The sequence below is a fragment of the Sinorhizobium sp. M4_45 genome (genome assembly GCF_002885915.1).
GTDB lineage: Bacteria > Pseudomonadota > Alphaproteobacteria > Rhizobiales > Rhizobiaceae > Sinorhizobium > Sinorhizobium meliloti_A.
On sequence record NZ_NWVE01000009.1, the window covers coordinates 162359 to 181323 of the forward strand.

The window sequence follows — 18965 nt, forward strand, 5'->3', positions numbered from 1 at the left end:
TGCCGGATGCAGGGCGCGCGAAGACCCCGGCCGCTTGTCCATTGGCGCCCTGGTTGCGGGCGCTGAGGCGTGACCCCTACCCGCTGCCGCGACCTCCCCGTTTGGACGGGGAGAAGGGGCCGGAAGGCGGATGGGGGGCTCTGATCCGAAAATTATGCGGCGGCGTAGCGCTTGGCCATCTCCGGCAACCGCAGCACCCGGATCTTCGATGCCTGGCCGGCGGCGTGGAAGGCCTCGAAGCGCTCCTTGCAGACCTCGGTCATGTGGGCAATTGCCGGCTTCAGATAGTTGCGCGGATCGAAATTATCCGGATGTTCGATATGGTGCTTGCGGATCTCGCCGGTGAAGGCGAGGCGGAGGTCCGTGTCGATATTGACCTTGCGCACGCCGAGCGGAATGGCCTTCTGAATCTCGGACACCGGAACGCCCCAGGTCTTCTTCATCTTGCCGCCATAGGCGTTGAAGAGTTCCTGGAGATCGGCGGGGACGCTCGAGGAACCGTGCATGACGAGGTGGGTGTTCGGCAGACGCTTGTTGATCTTGGCGATAGTCTCGATCGAGAGGATCTCGCCGTCGGGTTCACGGGTGAACTTGTAGGCGCCGTGGCTGGTGCCGATGGCGACCGCAAGAGCGTCGACGCCGGTCTTCGAGACGAAGTCGAGGGCCTGCTCGGGATCGGTCAGCAGTTCCTCGCGTGAGAGCTTGCCTTCAAATCCATGGCCGTCCTCCTTGTCGCCGGCACCCGTTTCCAGATTACCGAGGCAGCCGAGTTCCCCTTCGACGGAAACGCCGGCAGCATGGGCGATCTTCACGACTTCCGCGGTGACGGCGACATTATATTCGTAGCTCGCGACGGTCTTGCCGTCCTTCTCCAGCGAGCCGTCCATCATCACGGAGGTGAAGCCGTTGGTAATCGCCGAGATACAGGTCGACGGCTGGTCGCCATGGTCGAGGTGGAGGCAGACGGGGATATGCGGATATTCTTCGGCAGCGCCGAGGATCAGATGGCGCAGAAACGCATCGCCGGCATAGGCCCGCGCGCCGCGGCTTGCCTGCAGGATGACAGGAGAGTCGGTCGCATCCGCGGCCCTCATGACGGCCTGGATATATTCGAGATTGTTCACATTGAAGGCCGGCAGTGCGTAATTGTTCTCTGCCGCGTGATCGAGCAGTTGCCGCAATGTGATCAATGCCATTCTTAACTCCCTGATGCTCCGCGCCACTCCAGGCGCCAGTTCAAGCGCACAATAATTCATGCGGGGCGTTTGGCAACCGGGCCGGCGGTGTTGCCGGTCGCTTGATGGACGTGCGTCAGACCAAATTGCTGTGGATGAGAAATCCCCCTGCCAGAAATCGCTACTTTCGCCCTCTGGTGGTGTTGCCAATCTCAGTTGTGCCCGCAGAGCAGCCGCGGGTTTTCGCGGCCGGCGGCAGGTTCGGTCCGGAACGTGGCGGCGTTCGGCGTCCGCATGAGGGGGAGCCGATGTGCAAAAAGATTGCAGCGATCGGGGCAATTTTTTATGCATATTACGTAAAGTGCCGCTACAATTCAAGAAGGTTGCATGACTGCTCTTTCGGAGCATTCTTCCGTAACGAAGCGCAACATGCCGAAACGATCTACAACGTTACAGGTGGATCTCCGCGCGCCGGGGCCGGTCGGCAGACCTGCGTCGTGAAAGGGAGGAAATTCGTCGCAAACGCCTATACAACCTCAGCGATTATCGGCGTTCGCGTTTTAAAGAGAAGGCTGCAATTTTCCGGGCAGATCGCTTGCGTTCGCTGAAAATTTGCACTTCTCTCCTGCGATCAATGAACCCAAAACGAGGGGAAGGAGAAGAAAAATGGCTTCACTGAAACTCAATCTCAGGGCCGCTGCACTCATAGGCTCGCTGCTCATCGGGGCAAGCCCTGCGCTCGCCGAGGCGGTACTGCACCGCGGCAATGCCGGCGAACCCCAGACGCTCGACCAGGCCCACACCTCCATCAACATCGAGGAGTTCATCCTCAAGGACCTCTATGAAGGCCTGACGATCTACGATGCCGCGGGCAAGATCGTTCCGGGCGCCGCCGAAACCTGGGAGCTTTCGGACGACGGTACCGTCTACACGTTCAAACTGCGTGCCGATGCCAAGTGGTCGGACGGATCGCCGGTGACTGCAGAGGATTTCGCCTTCTCCTTCCGCCGCGTGGAGGATCCGAAGACCGCGGCCGAATACGCCAACATCCTCTTCCCGATCAAGAACGCCGAAAAGGTGAACAAGGGCGAAGTGCCGGTCGACCAGCTCGGCGTAAAGGCCGTCGACGAAAAGACCCTGGAGGTTACCCTCGAACGGCCGACGCCCTTCTTCCTGGAACTGCTCGCACACCAGACGGCGCTTCCGGTCAGCAAGGCGAGCGTCGAAAAGAACGGCGCGGACTTCGTCAAACCGGGTGTGATGGTTTCGAATGGCGCATTCAAGCTGACGGCGCATGTGCCGAACGACAGCCTGACGGTGGAGAAGAACACCAATTATTGGGATGCCGCCAATGTCAAGCTCGACAAGGTGATCTTCTATCCGATCGACGATCAGGCGGCCTCTGTCCGTCGTTTCGAAGCGAAGGAAATGGATCTCGCCTACAACTTCTCCGCCGACCAGATCGAGCGCCTGCGCACGTCCTATGGAGAGCAGGTGCACGTTTCCCCGACGCTTGCCACCTACTACTACGCTTTCGACACCCGCCAGGAGCCCTATAGCGATGTCCGCGTCCGCCGGGCACTTTCGATGGCGGTCGACCGCGACTTCCTTGCCAAGGAAATCTACAGCGGTTCGCAGCTGCCGTCCTATTCGATGGTCCCGCCGGGCATCGAGAGCTACGGCGATCCCGCCAAGGCCGACTTTGCCGACATGTCGCAACTCGACCGCGAGGACAAGGCGATCGAGTTGATGAAGGAAGCCGGTTACGGCGAGGGCGGCAAGCCGCTCAACATCGAAATCCGCTACAACACCAATCCCAACCATGAGCGTGTCGCGACGGCGGTCGCCGACATGTGGAAGAACACCTTCGGCGCCAAGGTCTCGCTGGTGAATCTCGACGTGTCGTCGCACTATGCCTACCTGCAGGAGGGCGGCAAGTTCAACGTCGCGCGTGCCGGCTGGGTCGCCGATTACGCCGATGCCGAGAACTTCCTGGCACTGAGCCTCAGCACCAACAAGACCTTCAACTACGGCCATTTCGAAAACGCCGAATTCGATGCGCTGATGAAGAAGTCCTATGAGGAACAGGATCCGGCGGCACGATCGAAGATCATGCACGAGGCTGAAACTCTGCTGATGAAGGAGCAGCCGATAGCGCCGTTCCTGACCCAGGCGGACCTCTGGCTCGTTTCGGAGCGGGTCAAGGGCTGGCAGGACAATGCGCCGAATGCGCATCTGAGCAAGTTCCTGAGCATCGCCGAATAACGAACTGAGGCGACGCGCGGGCACCCGCGCGTCGCCTCCGGAGCAAAGTCAATGATCTCCTTCATCCTTCGCCGGCTGGCGAGTGCGGTGCCGACGCTGTTCATCGTCGTCACCATATCCTTCTTTCTGATGCGTTTTGCCCCCGGTGGGCCCTTCAACCTCGAGCGTCCTCTCCCGCCCTCCACGATGGAGAACCTGATGAGGACCTATCACCTCGATCAGCCGCTCTGGCGCCAATACGCCACCTATCTCGGCAATGCCGTGACGGGCGACTTCGGTCCGAGCTACATTTACCACGACAACAATGTCGCGCAGCTGATCGGCAAGGGACTGCCCTATTCGATGGAGCTCGGCTTTTACGCGCTGTTGCTCGCGGTCGTCGGCGGCGTCATAACGGGAACGATCGCCGCCTTGCGGCAGAACAGCTTCCTGGATTTCGCGGTCATGTCGGTTTCCACGATCGGGGTCACCGTGCCGAACTTCGTCGTCGGTCCCGTGCTGACGCTGATCTTTGCGATCGTGCTCGCGTGGCTGCCCGCCGGCGGCTGGGGCGACGGTTCTCTCCGCTTTCTCATCCTGCCGATGATCGCGCTCGCGCTTCCCCAGCTTGCGGTTTTCGCCAGGCTCACGCGCGGCTCGATGATCGAGGCCCTCAATACGGATCATATCCGCACCGCGAAAGCCTATGGCCTGCCGTCCCGCGCCGTGGTCGTGACGCACGCCATGCGCGGTGCCATGCTGCCGGTCGTCTCCTATCTTGCTCCTTGCGCCGCCGCCCTCCTTACGGGCTCGGCCGTGGTGGAAACGATCTTCACTATACCGGGCGTCGGGCGCTACTTCGTGCTCGGAGCGATCAACCGCGACTATACGCTGGTAATGGGCACCGTGATCCTCATCGCCATCTTCGTCATCCTCTTCAATCTTCTGGTCGATATTCTCTACGGCCTGCTCGATCCGAGGGTTCGCCATGACTGATATCGCTCAGATCCCGGCATCGATGCCCGACACCAAAGGCCGAAGCCTCTTTCAGCTCGCAACGCTGCGCTTCCGCCGCAACCGCCCGGCGATGGCCGGTTGCGTCATGCTGGTGCTCATCGCGCTCTTTTCCTTCGTCGGGCCGCTTTTTTCGCCTCACAGCTACGATCAGGTCTTTCCGTCCTATGTCACGATCGGCCCCAGCCTCGAGCCGCGTCCGGACACCTCGACACTTCAGGACGTGATGGAGGGCGTGGCGACGCGTGCACGCGTCACGCTCACGGAATTCAACGTCGAAGGCCAGACCTTCACCGCCACGGTGACTTCGGACGAGCCTATCGATCCTCGCGCCACACGCTATTTCGACCGGGCGAACGAGTTCGAGAACACCGAGGTGGTCGCGACGGAGAACGACGGCCGTACCCTGAAGGTCGAGGGCGAGGTGGCTCGGGAATATTTCCCCTTCGGCACCGATTCCAATGGCCGCGACCTGCTTGTCCGGGTGATGCTGGGCGGCCAGATCTCCATCGCCGTCGGCCTGCTGGCGAGTCTCGTTTCGCTCGGCATCGGCGTCGTATACGGGGCGACATCGGGCTATATCGGCGGGCGCGTCGATAACGTCATGATGCGCCTGGTCGAGATCCTCTATTCGCTGCCCTTCGTTTTCCTGGTCGTGGTGCTCGTCGTCTTCTTCGGCCGCAGCTTCATCCTGATCTTCCTGGTGATCGGGGCTGTCGAATGGCTGGATATGGCCCGCATCGTGCGCGGCCAGACGCTGGCGCTCAAGCGGCGTGAGTTCGTCGGAGCGGCGCAGGCGCTGGGTCTGACCGACTGGCAGATCATCCGCCGGCACATCATCCCGAATACGATCGGTCCGGTCATCGTCTTCGTCACCGTCGTCGTGCCGAAGGTCATCCTGCTCGAGAGTTTCCTGTCGTTCCTCGGACTGGGCGTGCAGGCGCCGCTTACGAGCTGGGGTGCGCTGATCTCGGAAGGTGCGAACAACATACAGTCGGCGCCTTGGCTCTTGATCTTCCCCGCCATCTTCTTCGTCGTGACGCTGTTCTCGCTGAATTTCGTCGGCGACGGCCTGCGCGATGCGCTCGACCCGAAGGACCGCTGACATGACAGAGATGAAGGACTCCATTCTCGCTGTGCGCGGCCTGAAGGTCGACTTTTCCACCCCTGACGGCACCGTCGAAGCGGTCAAGGGCATCGATCTCGACGTCCGTTCCGGCGAGACGCTCGCGGTCGTCGGCGAATCCGGTTCGGGCAAGAGCCAGACCATGATGGGCATCATGGGTCTGCTCGCCAAGAACGGGACGGTGACGGGTTCGGCGCGCTATCGCGGCCAGGAACTCGTGGGCCTTGCACCGAAGGCACTGAACAAGGTGCGCGGCTCGAAGATCACCATGATCTTCCAGGAGCCGATGACTTCGCTCGACCCGCTTTACACGATCGGCCGCCAGATCGCCGAGCCGATCGTCCATCACCGGGGCGGCAGCTTCAAGGAGGCGCGCAGGCGCGTCCTCGAGCTCCTGGAGCTCGTCGGCATTCCCGAACCGGGGCGGCGCATCGACAGCTATCCGCACGAGCTTTCCGGCGGCCAGCGCCAGCGCGTCATGATCGCCATGGCGCTTGCCAACGAGCCGGACATCCTGATCGCCGACGAGCCGACGACCGCCCTGGACGTGACCATCCAGGCCCAGATCCTCGATCTGCTCAAATCGCTGCAAAGGCGCTTCGGCATGGCGATCGTTCTGATCACCCACGACCTCGGCATCGTCAAGTACTTCGCCGACCGGGTCGCGGTCATGCGCCGCGGCGAGGTCGTGGAGCAGGGGGTGACGGCCGATATCTTCGAGCGGCCGAAGGCGGACTATACCAGGATGCTGCTGGAGGCCGAACCGAGCGGGCGCAAGCCTCCGCCTTCCGACAATGCCCCGATCATCCTGGAGGGTCGCAATGTCGCGGTGGACTATACGATCCCTGGCGGCCTCTTCCGCGGAGCCTCGGCCGCTTTCCGTGCAGTCGACGGCGTCAATCTGAGGCTCAGGCAGGGCCAGACGATCGGGATCGTCGGCGAATCCGGCTCCGGGAAGTCGACGCTCGGCCGGGCGCTGCTGAGGCTTCTGCCGAGCAGCGGCTACTACCGTTTCGGCTCGACCGACATTTCCGGCTTCGACCGCGGCGCGATGCGACCGCTGCGCCGCCAGCTGCAGCTCGTCTTTCAGGACCCTTACGGGTCGCTCTCGCCACGCCGGACCGTGGGCGAGATCATCACCGAAGGCCTCCATGTGCATGAGCCCGACCTGAGCCGTGCCGACCGCGACCGCAGGGCCATCGCAGCGCTGAAGGAAGTCGGCCTCGACCCCGCCTCGCGCAACCGCTATCCGCATGAATTCTCCGGCGGACAGCGCCAGCGCATCGCGATCGCCCGCGCGATCATCCTGAAGCCGAAGGTCGTCATTCTCGACGAGCCGACTTCGGCCCTCGACCGGTCGGTGCAGGGGCAGGTGATCGACCTCCTCCGCGATCTGCAGGAAAAGCACGGTCTCTCCTACATCTTCATCAGCCACGATCTTTCGGTGGTGAAGGCGATGTCCGACTATGTGATCGTGATGAAGAACGGCCGGATCGTCGAAGAGGGGGAAACGGACGCGATCTTCGATGCGCCGAGGGAGCCCTATACCAAGACGCTGATCGGAGCCGCGTTCAACGTGTGAGGCAGGCAATCTCGTGCCGGATTGCCCTCATCCCGCCGCCGCGACCTTCTCCCCGCAGGCGGGGAGAAGGGACTATATGGGCCGACTTCGTCAACATGACCGCACTTTTTCAGGGCATCCCCTCACCCCGCGTGCGGGGGAGCACTACCGCTCCTCCGATAACGCCTTCTTGTCGAGCCCGAACTTCTGCATCTTCTCGTAGAGCGTCTTGCGTGAAATGCCGAGCGACTCGTAGACGGGCTTCAACGCGCCGCCATGGGCCGCGAGAGCGCTGGCGATGACGCTCTTTTCGAAGGCGGCCACCTTGTCGGCCAGGCGCCGGCCGTTCGCCGATGCAAGCACTTCTTCGCGTTCGGCTTCGAGCCCGAGGACCAGACGCTCCGCGGCATTGCGCAACTCGCGCACGTTGCCGGGCCACTCGCGTGCGGCCATTTCCGAAGCGAGCGCGGGCGAGACGACGATGTCGTCCCGGCCGTAGCGAGCGGCGGATTCGCGGACGAGCTGCATGAAGAGCAGGGAGATATCGGAACGGCGCTGCGAAAGCGTCGGCACTCTCAAGGTTGCGACGTTCAACCGGTAAAGCAGGTCGGCACGAAAGCGGCCGCTTGCTACCTCGCGTTCCAGGTCGACCTTGCTAGTCGCGATGAAACGAACATCGAGCGGTACGGTCTCGTTCGAACCCAGGCGGGTTATGACCCGCTCCTGCAGCACGCGAAGGAATTTCGCCTGGAGATCGTAAGGCATGGAGCCGATCTCGTCGAGCAGGATGGTGCCGCCGCGGCCATGCTCGAATTTGCCGTAGCGCGGCCTGAGCGCTCCGGGGAATGCGCCCGGTTCGTGCCCGAAGAGCTCGCTTTCGATCAGGTTTTCGGGAAGAGCGGCGCAATTGATGGCGATGAACGGGCCGCTCGCGCGGCTGCTCAAATCGTGGAGCGCGCGGGCGACGACTTCTTTTCCAACTCCCGTTTCGCCGATGATCAGCGTATCGGCGTCGGAGGCGCCGATCGCCCTGATGCGGTAGCGCAGGTCGACCATTGCCTGGCTTCGCCCGGGCAGCCGCTGTTCTATGTCGTCGCGTTTGCCCGCAACGGCCCGCAGGCGGCGGTTCTCGAGCACGAGACCACGCCAATCGAGCGCGCGGCGAATGGTGCCGGCAAGCATCTGGGCGGTGAAGGGCTTTTCGACGAAATCATAGGCGCCCTCGCGCATCGCCCGGACCGCCAGCTGCACATCGCCGTGTCCGGTCACCAGGATCACCGGCAGTTCGGCATCGATCTCGCGGATGCGCTGCAGAAAGGTCATTCCGTCCATTCCTGGCATGCGGATATCGCTGATGACGACGCCGTGGAAGCTGAAGGCGATGCGTTCGAGCGCATGCTCGGCGCTGGCAAACGTATCCACCCGGAAGCCGGCGAGTTCCAGCGCCTGAGCGCTGGAGCGACGCAGTTCCTCTTCATCGTCGACGAGCAGGATGCGGGTTTCGCTCATTCAGCTGCCTCCCGCCCGGTTTCTCCGGCAACGGCAAGCTCGATACGAAACACCGCGCCACCCTCCGGATGGTTCGACACGGTGAGGCTTCCTCCGAAATCCTTGATGATGTTGTAGGAAATGGACAGGCCGAGGCCGAGGCCTCTTCCCACGCCCTTGGTCGTGTAGAACGGATCGAAGATGCGTTCCGCAACTGCCGGAGCAACGCCCGCGCCGCGATCGCGCACCGTCAGCACGACCCTGCCGCCTTCGCGCCAGGCGCGCACGGAAAGCTTGCGATCGTCAAGTCCTTCGACGGCGTCGGCGGCGTTCGAGATCACGTTGACGAGCACCTGCTGCAAGCGGACCGAACCGGCGAGGACCGCCAGCTCATCGCCGAGATCGGTATCCATTTCGGCGTCTGCCGCTTTCAACCGGACTGCCACGATTTCCAGCGTGTCGCGCATCACCTCGTCGAGACGGACCGGGCCGAGCTTTTCATTGGGTTTTCGCGCAAAATTGCGCAGGTGACGGCTGATCGAGGCCATACGGTCGATCAAGCCCGAAATCCGCCGGACATTGTCGCTCGCCTCGGCCGTGCGGCCACGCTCGATGAGCAGCGCGGCGCTGTCGGCATAGGTCTTGGCGGCGGCGAGGGGCTGGTTGAATTCGTGAGACAGGGCAGCGGACATCTGCCCGAGGCCGGCGAGTTTGCCCGCCTGGATGAGATCGGCCTGGGTCTGGCGCAACTGCTGCTCGGTGAGCCGCCGTTCGGCGATCTCCGCTTCGATCTGCGAATTGACGCGTGCAAGATCCGCCGTGCGCTCCTCGACGCGGCGCTCGAGTTCCTCCTGCGCCTGCTCCTGCATCAGAATGCGTTCCCTGAGCCTTGCGCGCCGTTGGATGATGATCGCGATCGCCAGGCCGGCGAGGCAAAGGAGCAGCATGACGGCTGCAACCGTGGTCAGGGCCTGGGTCCGCACGGATGCCGTGTCCGTAAGAACGTTCACGGTCCAATCCGCCTCCGGCATATAATGCGAGAGGGCCAGATATTCCCGCTCGCTGCCCTCGGACACCTTTAGCAATCGATGTCCGGAAAGCTCGCTTTGTACGACCGGCAGGGGGCGGAGCGTGGCGTCCGCATAGCGCCGCGACCCCTCCGTCCGGGCAAGCCGGTCAGGCGTCAGCGGTAGGATCCCGGCATAGAGCCATGCAGGATTGCCGCTCATGAAGATGATGCCTTCGGGGTCGGAGACGAAGATCCGGTATTCGCCACCCTGCCAGGAGGCTTCGATGGTTTCGATATCCACCTTGAACACGATCACGCCGCGGATGTCCCCTCCGACGCGGACCGGCGCACCGAAATAGTAACCGCGCTTCAGCGATGTCGTGCCGAGAGCATAGAAGCGGGACTGGTTCCCCTTGAGTGCGTCCTGAAAATAGGGGCGGTAACTGAAATTCTCGCCGACAAAGCTCGTCGGTCCATCGTAATTGCTGGCGGCGATCGTGTTGCCGTCCGGTGTGATGACGTAGATGTCGGAAGACTTGAGGAGTCCGTTGATCTCCTTGAGATACGAATTGACGGCCCCGCGCAGCCGCCGGTCGCGCGGACGCGTGACCAGTTCCTTGACGTCATCATGGTCGGCGATCAGCGCGGGCAGGGCCTGATAGCGGTTCAGGTGACCGCTAAGGGCCGCAACCGCCAGCCGCAGAGCCGTGTTCGCCTGCGAGGAAGCCTCCTGCATATAGCTGCGCGTGGCGACGGCGGTTCCCTGGACGGCGATCAATCCTGCGGCTGCCGGCAGGAGAAGGAGGGCAAGAACGAGACGGTATTTCACGGGATGGCCGGGCTCCTCCTCCCGCTCGCGGTGTTGGCCGCAGGATCGAATGTTGCCGGCCGCCGCGATGCTAAATGGCGCTCTGACGCGTGGCAAGCTGCCATGCAGGCAGTCCTCTCCGGTCTGTGGTCGTAATTGTTAACGGTCATCCTGTCGTGTCAACACCCCATTGACAATCCGTTCTTTCGCAACGGTCTTTCGCTCTCGGCGTCCAGAGAGCATCTAACCGACATCAACGCACCCCGCAAAGCGCGGGCAGAAAGGAAAGCGGATCATGCTTGACCAGATCAAAGGCCTGCATCACGTAACGTCGATGGCGAACGACGCCCGCACGAACAACCGGTTCTTCACCGACACGCTCGGCCTGCGCCGCGTCAAGAAGACGGTGAACTTCGACTCGCCGGACGTCTACCATCTCTACTATGGCGACGAGACCGGCACCCCCGGCACGGTGATGACCTATTTTCCCTTTCCGCAGATGCCGCGCGGCCGCGCGGGCACCGGAGAGGTCGGGACTACCGTCTTTTCAATCCCGCGGGGCTCGCTCGGCTTCTGGCAGGAGCGCCTGGCGACACTCGGTGCGAGCGGTCTCAAGCAGACGGAAAGCTTTGGCGAAAAGCGCCTGAACTTTGCCGGTCCGGACGGCGACGGCTTCGCTCTCGTCGAGGTCGAGGATGACCCGCGTACGCCCTGGACCGAAGGCGGCATCTCCTCGGATCACGCCATTCGCGGCTTCCACTCGGTCGCCATGCGGCTACGCGACGAAGGCGCGACTGCGGAACTGCTGAAGTTCATGGGTTACGAGGAACTCGACCGCAAGGACGGCGTAACCAGGCTGATCGTGCCCGGCGGCAACGGCGCGAGCCTCGTCGATCTGGAGACGCTGCCAAACATCAGCCGCGCCGCACAGGGTGCCGGCTCGGTTCACCACGTCGCATTCGCCGTCGACAACCGCGAGAAGCAGTTGGAGGTGCGCAAGGCGCTGATGGACACCGGCTACCACGTGACGCCGGTGATCGACCGGGACTACTTCTGGGCGATTTATTTCCGCACGCCGGGCGGCGTTCTCTTCGAGATCGCCACGAACGAGCCCGGTTTCGACCGGGACGAGGACATCGCGCATCTGGGAGAGGCGCTGAAGCTGCCGCAGCAGCACAAGCATCTGCGCCCGGTTCTCGAAAGCCATTTGCAGAAGCTGGACGCCTAGCGGCACCTGTGCGCTCCTTCCGCTGGCGCAGGAAGGAGCGCACGTCTTTAGATAGAATAAGTGTTCGCCACCACGCGCGCACAAAGGAGAAATCGATGGTCGATCATGGCTATGTGCACACATTGAAATCCGGCAGGCCCGGCGGTCCGATCCTTTTCGTACTTCACGGGACGGGCGGCGACGAGAACCAATTTTTCGGCTTCGGGGCGCAGCTCCTGCCGGAGGCCACCGTTGTTTCGCCGCGGGGCGACGTATCGGAACACGGGGCCGCCCGCTTCTTCCGGCGAACGGGCGAGGGCGTTTACGACATGGCGGACCTCGCGCGTGCGACGGAGAAGATGGCGGGTTTCGTGAAGGCGCTCGCTGGCGAACACGACGCCTCGGAGATTGTCGGTCTCGGCTATTCCAACGGTGCCAACATTCTCGCGAATGTACTGATCGAAGAGGGCCTCTTCGACAAGGCCGTGCTCATGCATCCGCTGATCCCGTTCCGTCCGGAGGACAATCCCGCGCTCGCCGGCCGCAAGATCCTGATTACGGCCGGAGAACGCGACCCGATCTGCCCGGCCCCGCTGACACGGGCGCTCGGGGACTACTTCACGAAGCAGAAGGCGAAGGTGGAATTCGAGTGGCATTCCGGCGGCCACGACATCCGCCAGAACGAGATCGCCGCCATCGAAGCGTTCGTTAAAGGCTGACAGCATAAGGGCTGGCGGCGCGGTACCTTGAAAAGAGACGGGGATTGAACTAAGTTCAGTGAACTAAGTTCGATTACGAGGACCCCGATGGAAACCGTCAACATTCACGAAGCGAAAACCCACCTATCGCGACTGATCGAGAAGGCGGCGCAGGGGCAGCCCTTTATCATTGCAAAAGCGGGAAAGCCGATGGTGAAGGTGATCCCGATCGATCAGCCTTCCGATGCGAAAGTGCAGCGGATCGGCTTCATGGCGGGTCAGTTTACGGTACCGGACGACTTCGATCAGATGGGCCGTGACGAGGTTGCAGATCTTTTTGGCGCATGAATATTCTTTTTGATACGCACATTCTCCTCTGGGCGGCCGGTGTACCCGGCCGCTTGTCGAAAGAGGCCCGCGCTCTTATCGAAAGCTCCGAGAATACGCTTTACTTCAGTGCGGCGAGCGTGTGGGAGATCGCGATCAAGCGTGGCTTGGGGCGGATGGACTTCGATGCCGATCCACGGCTCCTGCGTCGAGGTTTGCTGGACAATGGTTACCGGGAACTGCGGGTCGACGGCACCCATGCGGTGGCACTTGATCAACTCCCCCTGATCCACAAGGACCCATTCGACCGCATTCTCATCGCGCAGTCTCTCGTCGAAGGACTTACGCTCGTCACGTCCGATGAAGTCGTCAGCCGCTACCCCGGTCCTATCCGGCTTGTTTAGTCTTCATTCGAGCCGCCTGCGGAACAGCCACGCGGCGGAGGAGAGGGTGACGATCGCGATCAGGCAAAGCGGCAGCGTCTGGTGGACGACTTCGGCAAGGGGAATGTCCTTTAGAAACACACCTTTCACGATCACCAGGAAATAGCGCAGCGGATTGATAAGCGTCACTGGCTGCAGCCAGGAGGGCATGTTTTCGATCGGCGTCGCGAAGCCGGATAGCAGCATAGCCGGGACCATGAAGAGGAAGGCCCCGAGGATTGCCTGCTGCTGCGTCATGGACAGCGCCGAGATGAAGAGACCGAGGCCGACGACGGCGGCGAGATAGAAGATGGCGCTCCCATAGAGCAGGAACAGAGAGCCGCGCAGCGGCACGCCGAAGATGAAGACCGCGGCAAGGATATAGATGGTGATGTGGAAGAGGCCGATCATCATCGGCGGGATGAGCTTGCCGAGCAGGATCTCATGGGTGCGCAACGGTGACACGATGAGCTGGTCGAAAGTGCCGAGCTCCCGCTCGCGCGCGACCGACAGCGCCGTGACGATAAGCCCGATCAGGAGAGCGATGCTCGCGACCAGGTTCGGCACCATGAACCATTGGTAGGTGAGGTTCGGATTGAACCAGTTGCGGACCTCGACCCGGATCGTCTCGGAGGCCGCACGCCTGCCCGCCGGCGTTTCGGCCGCGACGGCGCCGACGATTCGGCCGAGATAGCCGGAGACGATCTGCGACGCGTTGGAACGCCGGCCGTCGAGGATCATCTGCACTTCCGCCGGTCTCCCCGCCTCGATATCGCCGGAGAAGGTGGGGCCGATCTCCAGTGCGGCCAGGACTCGCTGGGTATCGATCGCGAGGCGGACCTCGTGAGGGCTGCTCGCGAGCTCTATCGAGCGAAAGGTCGGAGAGCCGCCGATCTGCTGCACGAGTTCCTGGCTCCATTGCCCGTTGTCACGGTTGAGCACCATGAGATCGACGTCAGTCACCTCGAGCGTCGCCGCATAGGAGAAGACCAGGAGCTGGATGATCGGCGGGCCGATCAAAACGGTGCGGCCCTTCGGATCGCGCAGGACCGCGAGCAGCTCCTTGACGATCAGGGCTTTCAGCCGCGTCCACCACATGTCAGCCGATCCTCTTTCTGGTGCTGCGCGCCGCCAGCGCGAAGAACATGCAGCCGATCAGGAACATCACCGTGATGGCGCGTGCGAACATCGGCCAGATATCGCCGGCGAGAAACACTGTCTGCAGACTGGGAATGAGGTAGCGCGCCGGGACGGCATAGGTGACCCATTGGATGACGGTGGGCATGGAATTGATCTCGAAGAGGAAGCCGGACAGCAGGAAGGCCGGGAGGAAGGCCGAGATCAGCGCGAGCTGCGAAGCGAGAAACTGGTTCTTCGTCGCGGCCGAGATCAGCAGCCCTTGTCCGAGCGCCGGCATCAGGAAGGTGGCCGAAAGGGCGTAGAGCGCCGCCACCGATCCCCGGAAGGGGACATCGAAAAGAAAGACCGCCACAAGCACGCAAAGCGTCGTCGACGTAAGGCCGAGGACGAAGTAGGGCAGCAGCTTGCCGGCGAGCAGCTCGGCGGCGGAGACGGGCGTCGCCATCATCGCCTCCATCGTGCCGCGCTCCCATTCGCGGGCGACGACGAGCGAGGTGAGCAGCGTGCCGACCAGCGTCATCACGATCGCGATCGAGCCCGGAACCAGGAAGTTGCGGCTTGTCAGCTGCGGGTTGAACCAGAAGCGCTGTTCGGCGGAGATCGCCGGAGGCGGGCTCCGGCCCTCGCTCAAGCGCTGGCGCTCCCAATTGGCAACAGCACCCTGTGCATAGTTCTGCACGAAATTGGCGGTGTTCGGATCGGAGCCGTCGACGATCACCTGGACCGACGGATGGCGCCCCGCCGCGTGGTCGGCGGCAAAGCCGGCGGGGATCACGAGGATGCCGCGCACCCGTCCGAGGACAAGGTCGTCCTCAAATTCCCTGCGGTCGCGTCCGGTGACGACGGAAAAGTAGCGCGATGCCTCGAAGCTGGCAGCGAGATCGCGCGTGAGCGGGGTCGCCTCCTCGACCACGAGGGCGACGCGCGTGCGCGTCGTATCGAGCGACACGCCATAACCGAAGAGGAAGAGCAGGACCAATGGCAGGACGAAGGCGATCAGGATACTGCTCGGATCGCGTACGACCTGATAGGTTTCCTTGCGCACCAGGGCGGCAAAACGCCGGGCCCGGCCCGCGGGTTCGTACGCTTTCGCCATTTTCCTCTCGGCGTTCATGCAGCCTCCTTCGCCTCGGAGCCTTGAACGAGCGCGATGAACGCGTCCTCCATGGTCGGGTCGGGGAGATCCTTGCTTGCGACACGGGCCTTCATGTCGTCCGGCGAGCCGAGTGCGATCGAGCGGCCGCGATAGATGAGTGAAATGCGGTCGCAATATTCCGCCTCATCCATGAAATGCGTGGTGACGAGCACGGTCACGCCCTTTTCGACAAGGCCGTTGATATGGGTCCAGAACTCGCGACGGGTGATTGGATCGACGCCGGAGGTCGGTTCGTCCAGGAAAAGCACTTCCGGTTCATGGAGCACGGCACAGGCAAGCGCCAGACGCTGCTTGAGACCGAGCGGCAGGTCCTTGGCCGACATCTCGAGGATCGTGCGGAAGTCGAAGATTTCGCTCATCAGAGCGATGCGTTCGCGTTTTCTCGCGCCGGACAGCCCGTAGACGCCGGCAAAGAAATTGAAGTTCTGGATGACGCTCAAATCACCGTAGAGAGAGAATTTCTGCGCCATGTAACCCAGCCGATTGCGCGCCTCGGGGGCGTTGCGCCTGAGGTCGAAGCCGGCGACGCGGCCTTCGCCGGCGGTCGGCTTCAGGAGGCCGCAAAGCATTTTGAACGTCGTCGACTTGCCGGCGCCGTTGGGGCCGAGGAGGCCGAAAATCTCGCCGCGTGGAATATCGAAGGTGATGTTGTCGGCGGCGGTAAAGTCGCCGAAGCGTTTCGTCAGACCCCGCGCCTCGATCACGGGTCTGCCGGCGTCTTCGGCGAACTCGCGCTGTGTTTCCGCAAGCCTCGACCGGCCGCCGGGACCTCCGCCGAGCATATCGACGAAAGCGTCCTCGAAGCGGGGCGGGGTGATCGCTGCGTGAGCGGCATCGGCCGTGTCGCCGCGCGGCGGTGAAAGACCCTGCTTCATGACGAGACGTATGGCTTCGCCCTGGATCACGCCGTCGACCACGCCTTGCTCTTCGAGGAGGCGCGCAAGCGCTTCGCGGCGGCGGCCGCGGATGCCGGAGAGGCGAAAGACGCGGTCCTCGACGCGGCCGGTCATCTCCGCCGGCGGGCCGGAAAACATGAGCCTCCCCTGATTGAGCAGGAAAACATGGTCGCAGGCTTCCGCCTCTTCGAGATAGGCGGTCGACCAGACGACGGCGATGCCCTCCGCCCTCAGATTTCCGACCATCTTCCAGAGGTCGCGCCGCGAAATCGGATCGACGCCGACGCCGGGCTCGTCGAGAAGCAGGAGCCGCGGCTTGCGCAGGAGCGCGCAGGCGAGGCCGAGCTTCTGTTTCATGCCGCCGGAGAGCTTGCCGGCAAGCCGCGTGGTGAAGCGGGCAAGATCGGTGAAGTCGAGCAACTCACCGAAGGTCCGGCTGCGCTCGGTCTTCGGCAGGCCGCGCAGATCGGCGTAGAGGTCGAGATTCTCCTGGACCGACAGGTCTTCATAGAGGCCGAAGCGCTGCGGCATATAGCCGATTGCCGCCTGGATACTGGCGGGATCCCTCCGGGTATCGTAGCCGAGCACTTCTATGGTGCCTGCATCCGGCAGCATCAGGCCGGTCATCAGCCGGATCAGCGTCGTTTTGCCTGCGCCATCCGGACCGACGAGACCGGTTACCCATCCGCCGAAGATTTCACCCGCAACCGCGTCTAGCGCCGGGGGCGCGGTACCGAACCGCTTGGTGACGGCGTTCAGCCGAACGAACGGGGTCGTGCCGGGCTCCGTTGCGCGGGCGGGCATCAGGAAGCCTCCTTCGCTTCCGGCAGGTGCACGGTGACCGGCATGCCCTGGCGAAGATCCTTGCCCGGATCGGCGATCACGATGCGCAGCCTGTAGACGAGATCGGTTCTGAGCTCGGGTGTCTCAACCGATTTAGGCGTGAACTCGGCGACGGGGGATATGAAGCCGACGGTTCCCTCATAGTTGCGATCGGGCGCGGTGTCGGAGGTGATCGTCACCTTCATTCCCGGATGTACACGGCCGAGGTCGGGCTCCGCGACATAGGCGCGGACCCAGACCGGTTCCGTCAGCGAAAGCACGTAGACGATATCGGCGGGCGAGACGATCGCACCGGTTTCACGCACGCGGGATATGATGACGCCGTCGCTCGGGGCGGCAAGTTGGGTGTCATCGAGCGAGATGCGGGCGCTCTCGGCCTTTGCCGTCGCGGCATTCGCCTGGGCCGCCGCTGCCGCTATGTCCTCTGCGCGGTTTCCCTCTTCGAGAAGCACCAAAGCCTCGCGGGCCGACCTTGCGCGTGCATCTGCCGCTGCGCGGCTGGCGTTTGCCTGGTCGAGCTCCGCCTGCGAGATCGTGCCGTTCGGACGCAGCTGCTTTGCGCGTTCATAGGCGAGCTTCGCATTCTCAAGCTCCGCAAGGCGTTCTTCATGCGTGGCGCTCGCCTGGGCGATTTCGGCTGCGCGGGCCCCGGCCTTTAGCTTTGCCAGCGTCGCCCGGGCAGCCTCGGCGTCCGCTTCGGCGGCACCGAGCGCCTGGCGGAACGGCTCGGCGTCGAGCCTCGCGATCACGTCGCCTGCCTTCACGCTATCGCCCTCGTCGACGCGCAACTCAGCGATCCGCCCGCTCACCCGAAAGCCAAGCGACACCTGCCGAATGTCCACATTGCCGTAGAGCACCGCCTGCCGCGGCTCACCCGCAAAACCGAGGCGCGCCGGCAGGTCGAACCACCAGGCACCGGCGAGAGCTGCGGCGACGACTGCAACGAGTATGGCGACCTTCCTCATGACCGGCGGTCCCTCTCGGCACCGAGGACCGCCACGAGTTCGGCGGCATGGCGGTGCAATGTCTCGATCTCTTTCGGTCCGGCAGACTCCCATTCGAGCTGGGCATAGACGGCCGCATGCGCCATTCGAAACACCAGAATGCTTCCGACGAAGGAGAGAGTTCTCAGACGAATGTGCTCCGAAGCCGGGTCGTCCTCGATGATCGCGCCGATCAGGCGGCTCGCCATGTCGATCATCGGCCCCATGATGCTGCCGTAGATGCGTTTGAATGCTTCGGTCGGCTCCATCTGCTCGCGAATGATGAAGCGTGCCCAGCTTTCCGATTCCTTGCTGACGAAGAGAGCGATCATCCTCTGGACCATCTGGGTCAGGAAATGCCGCGCCTCCATCGGCGTCATCGCAGCGCCTGCGGCGTCGAGTTCGGCAAGGCGGGAGACGATCATGCTCCGCAGGTCGCCGACATGGCCGCCGATCATCGACGCAAGGTGCTCGGCGGCGGCTACATAGAGCCCTTCCTTGCCGCCGAAATAATAGGGAATCGCCTGGAGATTGACGCCCGCTGCATCGGCGAGCTTTCGCGTGGACGCGCCATCGAAGCCATAGCGTCCGAAGACGTCGATGGCCGTGTTGAGCAGCTTTTCCCGCGTCGCGTCGCCGCGGTCGGCTCGGAGCACAGTGGGGCGGATTCCATTCTTGATCATGCATCGATGATGCGCCAATCAATCGACTAAGTCAATCGATCGAATGAAATGAAGTGACTGTCTTGCAACGCCAGAGAGCAGCCCGCGTCTGCGGCGCGGGAAGCGTTCTTTCAGCCCAATTACTCGGTCTGGCTGGATTCCCGTGACGAGCACAGGAATGAGGAAGTCAACATAAGTCGTCGCGG

Annotated in this window: 17 protein-coding genes; 9 read left to right on the plus strand and 8 right to left on the minus strand. The window is 62.9% G+C overall.

The window, feature by feature from the left end:
- Positions 1 to 152: 152 nt before the first annotated feature.
- On the minus strand, positions 153 to 1196 hold the full coding sequence (gene fba / locus CN933_RS23395; RefSeq protein WP_018098425.1) for a class II fructose-bisphosphate aldolase: 1044 nt from the start codon (positions 1194 to 1196) through the stop codon (positions 153 to 155).
- 287 nt (positions 1197 to 1483) lie between these two features.
- Here fba and CN933_RS31610 point away from each other — a divergent pair, with 287 nt between their 5' ends.
- Genes CN933_RS31610 through CN933_RS23420 form a run of 5 tightly spaced genes read left to right on the plus strand, consistent with a single transcriptional unit; the run spans position 1484 to position 7141 of the window.
- Positions 1484 to 1783 (plus strand): hypothetical protein, encoded by a 300-nt coding sequence (locus tag CN933_RS31610; RefSeq protein ID WP_180980793.1) that lies wholly within the window; start codon positions 1484 to 1486, stop codon positions 1781 to 1783.
- Between the two features lie 58 nt (positions 1784 to 1841).
- A complete protein-coding gene (locus CN933_RS23405) occupies positions 1842 to 3440 on the plus strand; it encodes a peptide ABC transporter substrate-binding protein (protein WP_100670192.1) in 1599 nt (532 codons plus the stop codon).
- A 51-nt stretch (positions 3441 to 3491) separates the two neighbouring features.
- Positions 3492 to 4415 carry an oligopeptide ABC transporter permease OppB gene (oppB, locus tag CN933_RS23410; protein ID WP_003529067.1) on the plus strand — a complete coding sequence of 308 codons (924 nt, stop codon included), beginning with the start codon at positions 3492 to 3494 and terminating at the stop codon, positions 4413 to 4415.
- The gene (locus CN933_RS23415) at positions 4408 to 5538 is read left to right on the plus strand and encodes an ABC transporter permease (protein ID WP_102762546.1); all 1131 of its coding nucleotides are present in this window, start codon (positions 4408 to 4410) and stop codon (positions 5536 to 5538) included. The genes oppB and CN933_RS23415 overlap by 8 nt, the downstream gene beginning before the upstream one ends.
- Position 5539: 1 nt before the next feature.
- Positions 5540 to 7141, plus strand: a complete 1602-nt coding sequence (locus CN933_RS23420) for an ABC transporter ATP-binding protein (RefSeq protein ID WP_100670194.1) — start codon at positions 5540 to 5542, stop codon at positions 7139 to 7141.
- A 144-nt stretch (positions 7142 to 7285) separates the two neighbouring features.
- Here the strand turns inward: CN933_RS23420 and CN933_RS23425 are convergent, their stop codons facing one another.
- Both CN933_RS23425 and CN933_RS23430 read right to left on the minus strand, forming a co-directional pair.
- A complete protein-coding gene (locus CN933_RS23425; protein ID WP_100670195.1) occupies positions 7286 to 8629 on the minus strand; it encodes a sigma-54-dependent transcriptional regulator in 1344 nt (447 codons plus the stop codon).
- Positions 8626 to 10446: a sensor histidine kinase gene (locus CN933_RS23430; RefSeq protein WP_102762547.1), complete on the minus strand. Its 1821-nt coding sequence runs from the start codon at positions 10444 to 10446 to the stop codon at positions 8626 to 8628. The genes CN933_RS23425 and CN933_RS23430 overlap by 4 nt, the downstream gene beginning before the upstream one ends.
- A gap of 274 nt (positions 10447 to 10720) precedes the next feature.
- Between CN933_RS23430 and CN933_RS23435 the strand changes: the two genes are divergently transcribed.
- The 4 genes from CN933_RS23435 (at position 10721) to CN933_RS23450 (ending at position 13061) form a co-directional block, all read left to right on the plus strand.
- Positions 10721 to 11653 carry a VOC family protein gene (locus CN933_RS23435; RefSeq protein ID WP_102762548.1) on the plus strand — a complete coding sequence of 311 codons (933 nt, stop codon included), beginning with the start codon at positions 10721 to 10723 and terminating at the stop codon, positions 11651 to 11653.
- Positions 11654 to 11748: 95 nt separating this feature from the next.
- Positions 11749 to 12351 carry an alpha/beta hydrolase gene (locus CN933_RS23440; protein WP_018098433.1) on the plus strand — a complete coding sequence of 201 codons (603 nt, stop codon included), beginning with the start codon at positions 11749 to 11751 and terminating at the stop codon, positions 12349 to 12351.
- Positions 12352 to 12438: 87 nt separating this feature from the next.
- The gene (locus tag CN933_RS23445; protein ID WP_100670198.1) at positions 12439 to 12678 is read left to right on the plus strand and encodes a type II toxin-antitoxin system Phd/YefM family antitoxin; all 240 of its coding nucleotides are present in this window, start codon (positions 12439 to 12441) and stop codon (positions 12676 to 12678) included.
- Positions 12675 to 13061 carry a type II toxin-antitoxin system VapC family toxin gene (locus CN933_RS23450; protein WP_100670199.1) on the plus strand — a complete coding sequence of 129 codons (387 nt, stop codon included), beginning with the start codon at positions 12675 to 12677 and terminating at the stop codon, positions 13059 to 13061. Before CN933_RS23445 ends, CN933_RS23450 begins: the two co-directional genes overlap by 4 nt.
- A 3-nt stretch (positions 13062 to 13064) precedes the next feature.
- Here CN933_RS23450 and CN933_RS23455 read toward each other — a convergent pair whose 3' ends face one another.
- From CN933_RS23455 to CN933_RS23475, 5 genes are read right to left on the minus strand one after another with little or no spacing between them, the layout of a single operon-like run.
- Positions 13065 to 14177: an ABC transporter permease gene (locus CN933_RS23455; protein WP_102762549.1), complete on the minus strand. Its 1113-nt coding sequence runs from the start codon at positions 14175 to 14177 to the stop codon at positions 13065 to 13067.
- Between the two features lies 1 nt (position 14178).
- Positions 14179 to 15333: an ABC transporter permease gene (locus tag CN933_RS23460; protein WP_102762550.1), complete on the minus strand. Its 1155-nt coding sequence runs from the start codon at positions 15331 to 15333 to the stop codon at positions 14179 to 14181.
- Entirely contained in the window at positions 15330 to 17075 is a 1746-nt protein-coding gene (locus CN933_RS23465; RefSeq protein ID WP_102762551.1) for an ATP-binding cassette domain-containing protein, read from the minus strand. Before CN933_RS23465 ends, CN933_RS23460 begins: the two co-directional genes overlap by 4 nt.
- The gene (gene hlyD, locus CN933_RS23470) at positions 17075 to 18079 is read right to left on the minus strand and encodes a secretion protein HlyD (protein WP_102762552.1); all 1005 of its coding nucleotides are present in this window, start codon (positions 18077 to 18079) and stop codon (positions 17075 to 17077) included. Before hlyD ends, CN933_RS23465 begins: the two co-directional genes overlap by 1 nt.
- Positions 18076 to 18780, minus strand: coding sequence for a CerR family C-terminal domain-containing protein (locus tag CN933_RS23475; RefSeq protein WP_102762553.1), 705 nt, complete (start codon positions 18778 to 18780; stop codon positions 18076 to 18078). Before CN933_RS23475 ends, hlyD begins: the two co-directional genes overlap by 4 nt.
- Positions 18781 to 18965: the final 185 nt, after the last annotated feature.

What these genes read in the sequence shown, in the direction of transcription:
- CN933_RS23405 (WP_100670192.1), top strand. Translation starts at nt 1,842, where the DNA reads ATGGCTTCACTGAAACTCAATCTCAGGGCCGCTGCACTCATAGGCTCG.
- CN933_RS23445 (WP_100670198.1), top strand. Translation starts at nt 12,439, where the DNA reads ATGGAAACCGTCAACATTCACGAAGCGAAAACCCACCTATCGCGACTG.
- fba (WP_018098425.1), bottom strand. Translation starts at nt 1,196, where the DNA reads ATGGCATTGATCACATTGCGGCAACTGCTCGATCACGCGGCAGAGAAC.
- CN933_RS31610 (WP_180980793.1), top strand. Translation starts at nt 1,484, where the DNA reads ATGTGCAAAAAGATTGCAGCGATCGGGGCAATTTTTTATGCATATTAC.
- oppB (WP_003529067.1), top strand. Translation starts at nt 3,492, where the DNA reads ATGATCTCCTTCATCCTTCGCCGGCTGGCGAGTGCGGTGCCGACGCTG.
- CN933_RS23450 (WP_100670199.1), top strand. Translation starts at nt 12,675, where the DNA reads ATGAATATTCTTTTTGATACGCACATTCTCCTCTGGGCGGCCGGTGTA.
- CN933_RS23425 (WP_100670195.1), bottom strand. Translation starts at nt 8,629, where the DNA reads ATGAGCGAAACCCGCATCCTGCTCGTCGACGATGAAGAGGAACTGCGT.
- hlyD (WP_102762552.1), bottom strand. Translation starts at nt 18,079, where the DNA reads ATGAGGAAGGTCGCCATACTCGTTGCAGTCGTCGCCGCAGCTCTCGCC.
- CN933_RS23475 (WP_102762553.1), bottom strand. Translation starts at nt 18,780, where the DNA reads ATGATCAAGAATGGAATCCGCCCCACTGTGCTCCGAGCCGACCGCGGC.
- CN933_RS23440 (WP_018098433.1), top strand. Translation starts at nt 11,749, where the DNA reads ATGGTCGATCATGGCTATGTGCACACATTGAAATCCGGCAGGCCCGGC.
- CN933_RS23465 (WP_102762551.1), bottom strand. Translation starts at nt 17,075, where the DNA reads ATGCCCGCCCGCGCAACGGAGCCCGGCACGACCCCGTTCGTTCGGCTG.
- CN933_RS23460 (WP_102762550.1), bottom strand. Translation starts at nt 15,333, where the DNA reads ATGAACGCCGAGAGGAAAATGGCGAAAGCGTACGAACCCGCGGGCCGG.
- CN933_RS23455 (WP_102762549.1), bottom strand. Translation starts at nt 14,177, where the DNA reads ATGTGGTGGACGCGGCTGAAAGCCCTGATCGTCAAGGAGCTGCTCGCG.
- CN933_RS23415 (WP_102762546.1), top strand. Translation starts at nt 4,408, where the DNA reads ATGACTGATATCGCTCAGATCCCGGCATCGATGCCCGACACCAAAGGC.
- CN933_RS23420 (WP_100670194.1), top strand. Translation starts at nt 5,540, where the DNA reads ATGACAGAGATGAAGGACTCCATTCTCGCTGTGCGCGGCCTGAAGGTC.
- CN933_RS23435 (WP_102762548.1), top strand. Translation starts at nt 10,721, where the DNA reads ATGCTTGACCAGATCAAAGGCCTGCATCACGTAACGTCGATGGCGAAC.